The organism is Ruminococcus sp. AF37-20 (assembly GCF_003460465.1).
GTDB lineage: Bacteria > Bacillota > Clostridia > Oscillospirales > Ruminococcaceae > Hominimerdicola > Hominimerdicola aceti.
This window is the reverse complement of sequence record NZ_QTVE01000006.1, coordinates 138,068-149,888: the sequence shown is the minus strand read 5'-3', so window position 1 is coordinate 149,888 and position 11,821 is coordinate 138,068. Positions and strand designations below refer to the sequence as shown.

11 protein-coding genes are annotated in these 11,821 nt (G+C 42.4%); 9 read left to right on the top strand and 2 right to left on the bottom strand.

The features are described 5' to 3' along the window. Window positions 1-83: 83 nt before the first annotated feature. The gene (locus tag DW015_RS05985) at window positions 84-779 is read right to left on the bottom strand and encodes a JAB domain-containing protein (protein ID WP_117904855.1); all 696 of its coding nucleotides are present in this window, start codon (window positions 777-779) and stop codon (window positions 84-86) included. 260 nt (window positions 780-1,039) lie between these two features. On the opposite strand from DW015_RS05985, the gene DW015_RS05980 reads away from it, so the two are divergent. Together DW015_RS05980 and guaB are read left to right on the top strand one after the other, a co-directional pair. After that, window positions 1,040-2,374: an MATE family efflux transporter gene (locus DW015_RS05980; protein ID WP_117904853.1), complete on the top strand. Its 1,335-nt coding sequence runs from the start codon at window positions 1,040-1,042 to the stop codon at window positions 2,372-2,374. A gap of 235 nt (window positions 2,375-2,609) precedes the next feature. Continuing rightward, window positions 2,610-4,088: an IMP dehydrogenase gene (gene guaB / locus DW015_RS05975; protein ID WP_181979856.1), complete on the top strand. Its 1,479-nt coding sequence runs from the start codon at window positions 2,610-2,612 to the stop codon at window positions 4,086-4,088. Window positions 4,089-4,201: 113 nt separating this feature from the next. On the opposite strand, the gene DW015_RS05970 is transcribed toward guaB, so the two are convergent. Further along, complete coding sequence (locus DW015_RS05970; protein ID WP_022287214.1) at window positions 4,202-4,651, bottom strand: C-GCAxxG-C-C family protein; 450 nt, start codon at window positions 4,649-4,651, stop codon at window positions 4,202-4,204. Window positions 4,652-4,945: 294 nt separating this feature from the next. Between DW015_RS05970 and DW015_RS05965 the strand changes: the two genes are divergently transcribed. From DW015_RS05965 to DW015_RS05935, 7 genes are all read left to right on the top strand, one after another. Continuing rightward, complete coding sequence (locus DW015_RS05965) at window positions 4,946-5,497, top strand: NADH peroxidase (protein ID WP_022287215.1); 552 nt, start codon at window positions 4,946-4,948, stop codon at window positions 5,495-5,497. 188 nt (window positions 5,498-5,685) lie between these two features. Next, complete coding sequence (locus DW015_RS05960; protein ID WP_117904851.1) at window positions 5,686-6,027, top strand: hypothetical protein; 342 nt, start codon at window positions 5,686-5,688, stop codon at window positions 6,025-6,027. Continuing rightward, a complete protein-coding gene (locus DW015_RS05955) occupies window positions 6,024-6,980 on the top strand; it encodes a D-2-hydroxyacid dehydrogenase (RefSeq protein WP_117904849.1) in 957 nt (318 codons plus the stop codon). The genes DW015_RS05960 and DW015_RS05955 overlap by 4 nt, the downstream gene beginning before the upstream one ends. Before the next feature lie 19 nt (window positions 6,981-6,999). After that, window positions 7,000-7,797: a glutamate 5-kinase gene (proB, locus tag DW015_RS05950; RefSeq protein ID WP_038670159.1), complete on the top strand. Its 798-nt coding sequence runs from the start codon at window positions 7,000-7,002 to the stop codon at window positions 7,795-7,797. Window positions 7,798-7,802: 5 nt separating this feature from the next. Further along, window positions 7,803-9,056, top strand: a complete 1,254-nt coding sequence (locus tag DW015_RS05945) for a glutamate-5-semialdehyde dehydrogenase (RefSeq protein WP_117904847.1) — start codon at window positions 7,803-7,805, stop codon at window positions 9,054-9,056. 140 nt (window positions 9,057-9,196) lie between these two features. Then, on the top strand, window positions 9,197-9,811 hold the full coding sequence (locus DW015_RS05940; RefSeq protein ID WP_242993228.1) for a TIGR04100 family radical SAM protein: 615 nt from the start codon (window positions 9,197-9,199) through the stop codon (window positions 9,809-9,811). Window positions 9,812-9,951: 140 nt separating this feature from the next. After that, window positions 9,952-11,715 (top strand): sigma-70 family RNA polymerase sigma factor, encoded by a 1,764-nt coding sequence (locus DW015_RS05935; protein ID WP_117904845.1) that lies wholly within the window; start codon window positions 9,952-9,954, stop codon window positions 11,713-11,715. Window positions 11,716-11,821 lie beyond the last annotated feature (106 nt).

The following is an 11,821-nucleotide window of genomic DNA, read 5'->3' as shown; positions in this document are numbered from 1 at the left end:
ACCATTTTATTATTTCATGTGTCTACTCTAAGGGGATTATATCATTAAACATATCGTCCATTTTTTTATGTGATATTCTATTTTTAACACTCCATATCATGGATAAGTCCGCAGTTTCGCATGGAGATAGTTCCGTTATTGCCTGTTATATAATGGTCAAGAACTGTCACACCTAAACATCTCATATATCTCATGACCTCACGGGTGAGAGTAACGTCCTCCTGAGAGGGGGTGTTGGGTGAGTCAGGGTGATTGTGGGCAAGGATAACAATATCAGTACCGCTGTTGAGAACGGCTTTTGTAAGCTCACGAAAATCAACAGGGGTAAATCTCGTACCGCCTGCGGATATGTCTGTTACGCTCTTTATGTGAAAGCCGGAGTCGATACAAATTACCTTGAACTTCTCCTGCTTTTCGTTTCTGAAACAATTATTTACAAAACTCAGCGCCGCAGATATGTTTCTAATGTCTATCCTGCTGTCTGTGACAGTGGAGCAGTAGTTTATAAGCTCTCTGAAAAATAAAAGTGAGTTTGCAGAGCTTTCGCCCATGTCCTTTACAGAAGAAAGCTCCTCCACAGAAGCGTTAAGAACGCTGTTTAAGCTTCCGAACTTTTTTATAAGCTCGTGCGCAATATCATTGGTGTTCTTTCTCGGCACAATGTAAAATAAAAGCATTTCAAGTATCTCATGCTCGGAAAAGCCCTTGAAATTCCCCGATTCTTTGAAACGCTTTCTCATTCTCTCTCTGTGACCGCCGTGGTCTGCTTGACTGCTCATTTTATCACCTCTTATACAAGTATAAAATATCCGCACTTTTTTGTCAATAAAAAACCATTGTGACTTTATTCTTTACAGATGATTTCAGCAAGAGGGTAAGCCAATAATATTTAGAAAATTTTATTAATAGATCGCAAATAGCGTAAAATGCTAAAAAAATCTTCAGAAATATCAAAAGTGTCTGTGCGAAATGCCGTTGAAAAAGGTTGTTTTTTTATGATATAATGAAATGGTAACTATTATATTATGGAGATGTTTTTATGACAGACCTGACGGTGGGAAAACCGTGGACAGTGCTGTGGAAATTTTCCCTGCCTATGTTCGTGAGCGTGATATTTCAGCAGATGTATTCCATTTTCGACAGTATCATAGCAGGAAAATTCGCGGGCGAGGACGCTCTTGCGGCAGTTGGTGCGTCTTATCCTATAACAATGATATTTATGGCGTTTGCAGTGGGAAGCAATGTTGGCTGTTGTGTGGTGATATCTCAATTCTTTGGTGGAAAAGAGTTCTCAAAGGTAAAAACTGCGTCAACTACTACTATAATTTCATGTACGATACTTGCGTCGGTGCTGACAGTTTTTGGACTTGCGTTCTCTACTCCTCTTATGAGAATGATAAACACGCCCGATAACATCTTCCGTGACGGCGAGCTATATTTGAAAATCTATATCGCAGGTCTTATCTTCCTGTTTCTTTATAACGTGGGTACGGGTATTTATAACGCAATGGGCGACTCAAAAACACCATTGTATCTCCTTATCGGCTCATCAGTTGGAAACGTTGTTCTCGACTATGTGTTCGTGAAGTTCTTTAAATGGGGTGTGGCAGGCGTTGCATGGGCTACTTTTATCGCTCAGGGAGTGGCTTGCGTGTTCTCACTGCTTATTTTGGTTAGGAAAACCGCAGAAATTAAAACAGAGGATAAACCACCGCTGTTTTCAGGAAAAATACTTAAAAAGATAACCCTTTATTCTATACCTAGTATTTTACAGCAGAGTTTTATCTCAGTGGGAAATATCTTTGTGCAGTATCTTGTAAACAGCTTCGGCTCGTCTTGTATCGCAGGGTATTCTTCTGCAATAAAGCTAAATACCTTTGCTATAACAAGCTTTACAACGCTTTCTAACGGGCTTTCAAGCTTTGTTGCACAGAATTACGGTGCAGGCAGGAACGATAGGATAAAAAGCGGATATAAAGCAGGACTTGTTATCTCGGCTATCGTGGCAGTGCCTTTTATACTCTGCTTTTTCTGTATGCCAAAAACTATGATAAACCTGTTTCTTGACGACGGCGGAACAAAAGCCGTTGAGATAGGCACAACATTTTTGAGAATAATATCGCCTTTCTATGTGTTTGTGGGCATAAAAATAATGTCAGACGGAGCACTCCGAGGTAAGGGTGCAATGCAGTATTTTATGATATCAACTTTTACGGACTTGATACTCAGAGTAGTGCTTGCGTTCGTGTTGGCAAGACCATATGGGTCAACGGGAATATGGCTGTCATGGCCGATAGGTTGGCTTGTATCAACAGTGTTGTCAGTGGTGTTTGCGAGAGTGAAAGTGATGAAAAAGGAATTGAATGAGGAATGAGGAGTGAGAAATGAGGAATGGCAAAGCCAACCGAACAAATCACAAGTAATAAGTAAAATAAAGAGCCGATCACAGTGATTCTGCGACACAAAAACCATGGCGTAAACTTTTGCCGATTAGCAAAGACTAAATTAAAAAAAAGTTCTCAATAATGATGTTGACAAGTTTAATTAAATGTTGTATGATTATAAGAATAATAAATTAAGAATTCAAAATGTTTGCGGGAGGTTAATTTATGCTGGATACTAATGTAAACAATAAGTTTGGTAAAGAGGGTCTTACCTTTGATGACGTTCTCCTTATCCCGGGCGAGTCGGATTGTACACCTGATATGGTGGATATCCATACACACCTTACTAAGGATATAGTCCTCAATACACCTATAATGACATCTGCTATGGATACCGTTACAGAGTCAAAAATGGCTATCGCTATCGCAAGAGAGGGCGGTATCGGTATTATCCATAAGAATATGACTATCGCTCAGCAGGCGGAAGAGGTGGATAAGGTAAAGCGTTCCGAAAACGGCGTTATCGTTAATCCTTTCTCTCTCACAGCCGATAAAACTGTTGCTGAAGCTGATAAGCTCATGGGCAAGTATAAGATCTCCGGCGTGCCTATAGTCGATGAGGATGGCAAGCTCGAGGGTATCCTCACTAACAGAGATCTTAGATTTATCACTGATTTTGAAAATATCAAGATCGGTGACGTTATGACTAAGGAAAACCTCGTTACTGCTCCTGTTGATACGGATCTTGAAGGCGCTCAGAAGATACTTATGAAGCATAAGATCGAGAAGCTTCCTCTTGTTGATGCAAACGGCGTTCTTAAGGGTCTTATCACTATCAAGGATATTGAAAAGGCTGTTCAGTATCCAAATTCCGCAAGAGATAAAAAGGGCAGACTTCTTTGCGGTGCTACTATCGGCATGACTAACGATATTCTTGAAAGAGTTGCCGCTCTCGTTGAAGCTCAGGTAGACGTCCTCGTTCTTGACTCTGCTCACGGCCATTCTATGAACGTTATAAATTGTCTTAAAAAAGTTAAGGCTGCTTTCCCTGATACACCGGTTATTGCAGGTAATATCGCTACTGCCGAAGCCGCCAGAGCGCTCTGCGAAGCAGGTGCTGACGCTATAAAGGTCGGTATCGGCCCTGGTTCTATCTGTACTACCCGTGTAGTCGCTGGTATAGGTGTTCCTCAGGTCACTGCAGTCTATGACGCTGCTTGCGCTGCTGCTGAGTATGGCATTCCTGTTATTGCTGACGGCGGTATCAAGTATTCAGGCGATATTGTTAAGGCTCTTGCCGCCGGTGCAAACGTTGTAATGCTTGGTTCACTCCTCGCAGGCTGTGACGAAGCTCCGGGCGAAACTGAGATCTATCAGGGCAGACAGTTCAAGGTATACAGAGGCATGGGTTCTCTTGCCGCTATGAATAAAGGCTCAAAGGACAGATATTTCCAGACAAACTCAAAGAAGCTCGTTCCAGAGGGCGTTGAGGGTCGTGTGGCTTATAAGGGTCCGGTTTCAGATACTATCTTCCAGCTTGTTGGCGGTATTCGTTCAGGTATGGGCTATTGCGGTTGTCATACTATTGCAGAGCTTGGCGAAAAGGCTAAGTTCATCAGAATAACAGGCGCAGGTCTTAAGGAGTCACACCCACACGATATTTATATCACAAAGGAAGCTCCAAACTATTCCGCAGGTATCTAACAGAATTTATATACAAAAAGAGCAGAGATCTCGTTTCTCTGCTCTTTTTTGCATTATTTTGTAGGGGAGAACAGCGTTCGCCCGCAGTTTCAAAGTTTTTTTCTGAAAAAAAACTACTCCATAAATTCTCCTAAAAGACCACTTGCAATTGCTACAGTTTCAGGACATGGACGCTTCTGATAGTATTCTTTTGTGCGTTTTGCAGGGTCAGGATCACTAGGGCCGCTCAGACCGAGAAGCTCACGGCAGATGATAGTGTCAGAGCCAAGCTCTTCCTTGAAACGCTTTGCAAAAAGCTGAACACGCTCATAATCCTTGCCCTTTGCCGCCCTGTCACTGCCTATGGTGTTGCCAAATTTCAATCCAAGCACCATGACTGCACCTGTAAATGCTCCGCAGACCTCTCTCATTCTGCCTATTCCGCCGCCAAAGCCAGAAGCTATCTTGTATGCAGTTTCGCTGTCAAGGCCGATATCCTCAGCCCATGCGCCTACTACCGCCTGTGAACAGTTGTAGCCCTCCATGAAAAGAGCCTTTGCTGCCGCTGCTTTTTCCTTATTCATTTTAAAAAAACTCCTTTTTTGTCATATATTGATCTTCATTATAGCACAGCTTTAAGTTTTTTTCAAGACGTATTATTGGTTAGTATAGTCTACGTCAAATTGCATAAATTATTGCCATAAAATTTTGCAATATTTTTATATTGTTAGACAAAACTAACCTATTGACAAATGTACACTAATGTGGTATACTTTAATCACAGCAAGGGAAAAGCTGCAAAGAATAACGCAGATAAAGCGAAAACGCTGGTCTGTGGAAAAGTAAAAAATGATATTCAAATAAGGAGGACAAAGATTATGTCAAAGTTTGTATGTTCAGTATGCGGTTACGTTTATGAGGGCGAGGCTGCTCCAAAGGAGTGTCCTATCTGCCACGCACCAGCAGAAAAGTTCAATAAAGTAGAAGAAACAGCTATCACATGGGCTGACGAGCATAAGGTAGGCGTTGCAGAGGGTCTTGATGAGGAAGTTGTTGCAGGTCTTAGAGAGAATTTCAACGGCGAGTGCTCTGAGGTAGGTATGTATCTTGCAATGGCAAGAGTTGCTTACAGAGAAGGTTATCCTGAGGTAGGTATGTACTATGAGAAGGCAGCCTACGAAGAGGCTGAGCACGCTGCTAAGTTCGCAGAGCTTCTGGGCGAGGTAGTAACACCTTCTACAAAGAAAAATCTCGAGATGAGATATATGGCTGAGAATGGTGCTTGCGAGGGCAAGATGAAGCTTGCTAAGAGAGCAAAGGAGCTTGGCTATGACGCTATCCATGACACTGTTCATGAAATGGCTAAGGACGAAGCAAGACATGGCTGCGGCTTCAAGGGTCTGCTTGACAGATATTTCGCTAACAAGTAATTTATCTTAAAATAGTATAAATTAAAGATTACGACGAATTTTTCCCGAAAAAGGCAGAGGTATTTGAAAAAATACTTCTGCCTTTTTGTTTTATAAAGCCGTTATAAAGGCTCAAATCTATTGCAAATGACGTAAAACTGTGGTATAATATCTTAGTATGATAAAATAATGCTTTAGGAGATGATAGTGTGATAGAAACACTGGCGGCGGAAACTGCGACCTTGCAGAACGTTTATGCCCCCTTGCCTTTTAAGGTGCATATGATATTCTGCGTTATCGCTACGCTTTTATATATAACTCAGTTCATAAGGAAAGGATCTTATCATTATCTTACATTAATGATAGCTATCGATCTTACTATAGTTACTCAGTTTACCACAAAAAGCTTTGTTATCGGTATGCTTTTCGGTACAGAGGTTGCGCTTCTTGCGGCAACAGCTTTTATTTCCCATAGGTTTGCTAAAAAGCAGAAAGCTTTGGAGAATGCCGGGGAAAAGTCGGAAACTGCTCAAAAGGAAGATGAAGAATGAAAATAGTTATACTTGACTCTGAAACAGTTTCAAGAAACGATGTGTCGCTGGAGGGTATAACAGTCCTTGGTGAAAGCATTGTTTATGGTTTTACACCAAATGAACAGGTCGCAGAAAAGATAGGCGACGCTGACGCTGTTATATGTAACAAGTGCCTTATAACAGAGGAGGTATTCTCAAAGTGCAAAAACCTGAAATATGTCGGTCTTTTTGCAACGGGATATAATAATGTTGACCTTTCCGCCGCAGACAGGCATGGTGCAGTGGTATGCAATGTGCCTGCATATTCCACAAACGCAGTTGCTCAGCATACTTTTGCACTTATCCTCAACTATTTCAGCAAAATAAGAGAATATGCCGAGAAAGTTGACGAGGGCGGCTGGGTGAATTATAAGCTGTTTTCATATTTTGGTATCCCTACCTATGAGCTTGCAGGAAAAACTATCGGTATAGTAGGCTATGGCGACATAGGAAAGAAAGTTGCTGAGATAGCAAGAGCGTTCGGCATGAAGGTCATCACCTTTACACGCTCACCCCAGAAAATAACTGACGGCACGTCTGCGGTAAGCCTTGAAGAACTTCTAAAGACCTCTGACATAGTGACTCTCCATTGTCCTCTTACAAAGGATAATGAGAAAATGATAAATGCCGAAAGCCTTGGCATGATGAAAAAGTCAGCATTTTTCGTCAATACTGCAAGGGGCGGTCTTGTGGACGAAAAGGCTCTTGCACAAGCTCTTGAAAATGAAGTCATTGCAGGGGCAGGAATTGATGTTCTCACAAACGAGCCAATGGGTGAAGACTGCCCACTCAGAAACGCAAAGAACTGCACTGTTACCCCACATATAGCGTGGGCGCCAAAGCAGACGAGAGAAAGGCTTCTTGAAACTGTTGCGCAGAACTTGAAAATGTGGATAGAGGGTACGCCACAGAATGTTGTCAACGGAAAATAACAATAAGGACATGATAAAAATGATAGATATGACAAAAAAGAAAAGAGTTGTGGTAAAGGTAGGAACTTCTACTCTTACTCACAGCACGGGACTTTTGAATATACGCCGTGTGGAACAGCTCGTTAAAACTCTTGCCGACCTTCAAAATGCAGGACATGAAATAATCCTTGTATCAAGCGGTGCGGTGGGTCTTGGCAGAGCAAAGCTGGGCATAAAGGAAAGACCCAAGGACACTCCCACAAGACAGGCTTGTGCGGCGGTGGGTCAGTGTGAGCTTATGTATCTTTACGATAATCTTTTCTCTGAATACAGCCTTAATGTGGCTCAGCTTCTGCTTACAAAGTATATTCTTCTGGAAGACAGAAAGATAAACGTGCAGAACGCCCTTAACCGCATCATAGAGCTTGGTTCTATCCCTATTGTGAACGAGAACGATACGGTGTCTATTGATGAGCTGGAGCTTGAAATGGGTGAGAACGATTCTCTTGCGGCAAATGTTGCGGTGCTTGCTAATGCAGATCTGCTTATAATAATGTCTGATATTGAGGGACTTTTTGACAAAGACCCTCATAAGTATGATGACGCTGAGCTTATCCCTGTTGTGCCAGAGATAACGGAGGAGATAAAGGCTATTGCAGGGGGTGCAGGTTCTTCACTTGGCACAGGCGGAATGGCGACAAAGATAAAAGCCGCTGAGATATGCAAAAATGGCGGAATAGATCTTATCATAATGAATGGCAGAGATCCAAGACATTTGTATAAGGTATTTGAAAATAAACCTATAGGAACACTTTTTACAGCTAACGGGGAGGTATAGTAAAAATGAGTTACATCGATATTTTGGGACAGAAAGCAAAAGCTTGCAAAAAGGATATTGCCTTCGCTTCAACAACACAGAAAAATGACGCACTTCTTGAGATCGCACATATCCTGAGAGTTTGCAAGGACGATATTATCGAAGCAAACAAGGTGGACCTTGAAAACGGCAGAATGAGAAAAATGTCTGAGGCAATGCTTGACAGACTTGCACTCAATGACAGCCGTATCGAGGGCATGGCAAAGGCTTGCGAGGAGCTTGCACAGCTTGACGACCCTGTGGGCGAAGTTGTTTCAGGCTCAACAAGACCTAACGGCATGAAGATCGAGAAAGTAAGAGTTCCAATGGGCGTTATAGGCATTATTTTTGAAGCCAGACCTAACGTTACTGTAGACGGCGCTATACTTTGCCTTAAAAGTGGAAACGCTGTTATACTCAGGGGCGGAAAGGAAGCAATAAACTCAAACAAAATGCTTGCCGACCTAATGAGAAAGGCTGTCGAAAGGGCAGGCTTCAGTCCTGATATCATTCAGCTTGTGGAGGATACTGACAGAGGCATCGCTCTTGATATGATGAAAGCCAATGATTATATTGATGTCCTTATCCCAAGGGGAGGCGCACAGCTTATAAAGGCTGTTGTACAGTCTGCCACTGTGCCTGTTATCGAGACCGGCACAGGAAACTGTCACGTTTATGTTGACGCAAGTGCGGATATAAAAATGGCTGTGAACATTGTTGATAACGGCAAGACCTCACGTCCGTCTGTATGCAACGCAGTTGAAAGCTGTCTTGTTCACAGGGATATTGCGGAGGATTTTCTCCCGAAGCTTAAAGAAAGACTTGACAAGCACCACGTTGAGATAAGAGGCTGTGAGCTTACAAGGCAGATACTTGGTCCTGAGAACGTTATTCCTGCTGATGATGACGATTATGCAACAGAGTTTCTTGACTATATAATCTCTATCAAGGTCGTTGACGACATGGCGGAAGCCCTTGAACATATCGACAGATTTTCCACAGGACATTCTGAGTGCATCGTTACGGAAAGCCTTTTTGCCGCACAGGAATTTCAAAAGCGTGTTGACTCAGCGGCAGTATATGTAAACTGCTCAACAAGATTTACAGACGGCGGAATGTTCGGTCTGGGTGCTGAGATAGGCATTTCCACTCAGAAGCTTCATGCAAGAGGTCCTATGGGTCTTAGAGAAATGACCACCACAAAGTATCTTATCTCTGGAAACGGACAGATAAGAGAATAGGTATTAGTGAGGAATGAGGAGTGAGGAATGAGGAATGAAGGTATCGCCTAACGGCGATGATATTTCTCTCTGTAGGGGCGACCTTTGGTCGCCTGTCTGCTCTGATACTTTGATATATTACAAAAAAAGAGGTAATTATAATGATAAAAGCTATGAATATTTCTTATGAGATAGGCGATAAGCTTTATCTCAACATCACAAACAAGTGCCCATGCAACTGCACTTTCTGTATTCGTCACAACGGTGACGGTGCTTATGGCTCTGACCCACTGTGGCTGGAACATCAGCCTACTGCCGAAGAGGTAATAGACAACATCAAAAAGCGTGACCTTGACAGCTACAAGGAAATTATTTTCTGCGGCTATGGCGAGCCTACCTGTGAGCTTGAAATACTCAAAGAAACTGCAAAATATATAAAGTCTGTTACAAAGACACCTGTAAGGGTAAACACAAATGGTCTTAGCGACCTTATCAACAAGCGTGAAACTCCTGCTGAGTTCAAGGGACTTGTGGATATAATCTCAATAAGTCTTAACGCTTCTGACGCAAAGGCTTATGACGAGGTAACAAGACCGTCGTTCAAGGGCGTGAACTGCTTTGAAGAAATGCTCTCTTTTGCAAAAAGAGTGAAAGAGTTCGTGCCGGAGGTAATGCTCACTGTTGTGGATATAATCGGCGAAGAAGAGATAAAGAAATCTCAGGCGGTTGCTGACAGCGTGGGTATACATCTCAGAGTCAGAGAATATGTTGATTAACATTTTGTAAACAATATATTAAGTTTTATATTTGCTCAATATTCCGTTTTCAGCAAACATCTAAGTGATGTCGGAACAATAACCGAGTGCTGAAAACGGATATTTTTGTTCGATAATAAAAAGAAAGCTGGGTAGAAAAAATGGAAAAGGAAAAGATAAGACGTCTTGTTTTGCAGGCAGGACAGGGTGACAGAGCAGCTTTCGGCGAGCTTTATGAAGAAACGGGCAGGAGCGTATATTTCAACTGCCTGAAGCTTCTTGGAAATGCTCAGCAGGCAGAGGATATAACTCAGGACACTTTCATGAAAGCTCTTGAAAAGCTTGACAGCCTTAAAGAGCCTGAGAATTTCTCAGCATGGGTAAACCGCATTGCCATAAACAACTGCAAAATGTATTTCAGGAAAAATCCCCGCACTGCGGAGGAGGAGTCGGAAAAGATAATCGACGATACGCCCGACAGCGAGCTTATCCCTGACGATTATGCCGACAGCGAAGAAAAACGCAGGATAATAATGAACATTATCGACACCGCTCTCACTGACGAACAGCGTCAGACAATAATACTTTTCTATTTTGATATGATGAGCGTGGCTGAGATAGCAGAGATAATGGAATGTTCTGTTGGCACTGTCACTTCCCGTCTTAGCGCTGCAAGAAAGAAGATAAGGGAGGCGGTGCTTATTTACGAAAAGAAAAACAATGACAGGCTTCATGCTGTTATACCTATACCTGTTCTGTCAAAGATATTTATGCAGGAATGTCAGCATTTGAAGCTGCCTGAATTATCCGTTTTCAGCAAGGCGTCAGCCACGGAAGTTGTTCCCGATAAAAATACTACAATAAGTAAATCGGGAGGAAAAGGTATGTTTTCAACAGTAAAAGCAAAGGTAATAGCAGGCGTTTGTGCCGTGGCAGTTGTGGGCGGAGGTATCACAGCGGCGGTGCTTGCAAACAGAGATAAGACAGCAAATGCTGATAAGCCAAACACAGCCGTTCAGACAGACGCACAAGGTGACGTGAATGAGCAGGAGATAGAGGATAAGCTAAAGGAACTTGATGAGAATACCGATAATGAAGATGATGTTACTGGCGATGATGCAAGCGGTACATATTCAAACAGCGAGCTTGAAATGGCTGTTTACACTGTTTCTGACGAGATAAAAAATGCTGATCTTTCGTCAGGTCTTGTTCAGCTTAACGGTGACATTATGCAGGTGGGCGGATATATAAAAACGTCTGATTTCTATGCCAAATATGCTGACGAATACAGTTTTGTATACTGCGACGGTGGTCACTATGAGGATAAAAAGGGCGAAATGCTCAATTATCGTGTAGGTGCTGACAACTATTTCGGTGGTGAATGGTGGGATAGCTATTACATGACCCTTATACCAAAGGTCGAGCCGCAGGGAGATTCGATAACGGTATATGTTGCAAATCTCACAAACCCTGACGGACAAGTACCTCTTGCAGACAGCTATGTGGTATGGGCAGAGGAAACGCCTATGTCAAAGGATATCTACACCCCTGCTTGGATACCGACCGGTATGCCAACAAGGCTTTGCTATGATGTCACAAGCACAAAGAAGCTTGATGAGATATATGACAACATAGATGATTATTCAGCACAATCAGTGCAGGATATGCTTGCTTCTCAGGGCATCTCAAAGGGCGAGAACAGCATTTCAGGAAACTATCTTTCCTATGTTTACTCACAGGGCGATATGTCAATGGACGGAACATACTGTGTGAACAGCGACACTGACCCTGATGTTTTCGTTGCATATGTTGCAGGCGAGAAAAATGCCGCAGGACTTACACCTCTCTACAGATATCATTTTGCCTTCGATACAAATTCAAAAAAGCTTTATGAAAGCAGAATGTATCTTGCAGGTATGTTCTGAAAAACCTATCCCTCACATTTGTGGGGGATATTTTTTTTGCTCGTTGACAGGCATTTTGCTATGTGATATAATTATTTCGGCAATATTATAATAATAAATATTAATT

What these genes read in the sequence shown, in the direction of transcription:
- DW015_RS05985 (WP_117904855.1), bottom strand. Translation starts at nt 779, where the DNA reads ATGAGCAGTCAAGCAGACCACGGCGGTCACAGAGAGAGAATGAGAAAG.
- DW015_RS05980 (WP_117904853.1), top strand. Translation starts at nt 1,040, where the DNA reads ATGACAGACCTGACGGTGGGAAAACCGTGGACAGTGCTGTGGAAATTT.
- guaB (WP_181979856.1), top strand. Translation starts at nt 2,610, where the DNA reads ATGCTGGATACTAATGTAAACAATAAGTTTGGTAAAGAGGGTCTTACC.
- DW015_RS05970 (WP_022287214.1), bottom strand. Translation starts at nt 4,651, where the DNA reads ATGAATAAGGAAAAAGCAGCGGCAGCAAAGGCTCTTTTCATGGAGGGC.
- DW015_RS05965 (WP_022287215.1), top strand. Translation starts at nt 4,946, where the DNA reads ATGTCAAAGTTTGTATGTTCAGTATGCGGTTACGTTTATGAGGGCGAG.
- DW015_RS05955 (WP_117904849.1), top strand. Translation starts at nt 6,024, where the DNA reads ATGAAAATAGTTATACTTGACTCTGAAACAGTTTCAAGAAACGATGTG.
- proB (WP_038670159.1), top strand. Translation starts at nt 7,000, where the DNA reads ATGATAGATATGACAAAAAAGAAAAGAGTTGTGGTAAAGGTAGGAACT.
- DW015_RS05945 (WP_117904847.1), top strand. Translation starts at nt 7,803, where the DNA reads ATGAGTTACATCGATATTTTGGGACAGAAAGCAAAAGCTTGCAAAAAG.
- DW015_RS05940 (WP_242993228.1), top strand. Translation starts at nt 9,197, where the DNA reads ATGATAAAAGCTATGAATATTTCTTATGAGATAGGCGATAAGCTTTAT.
- DW015_RS05935 (WP_117904845.1), top strand. Translation starts at nt 9,952, where the DNA reads ATGGAAAAGGAAAAGATAAGACGTCTTGTTTTGCAGGCAGGACAGGGT.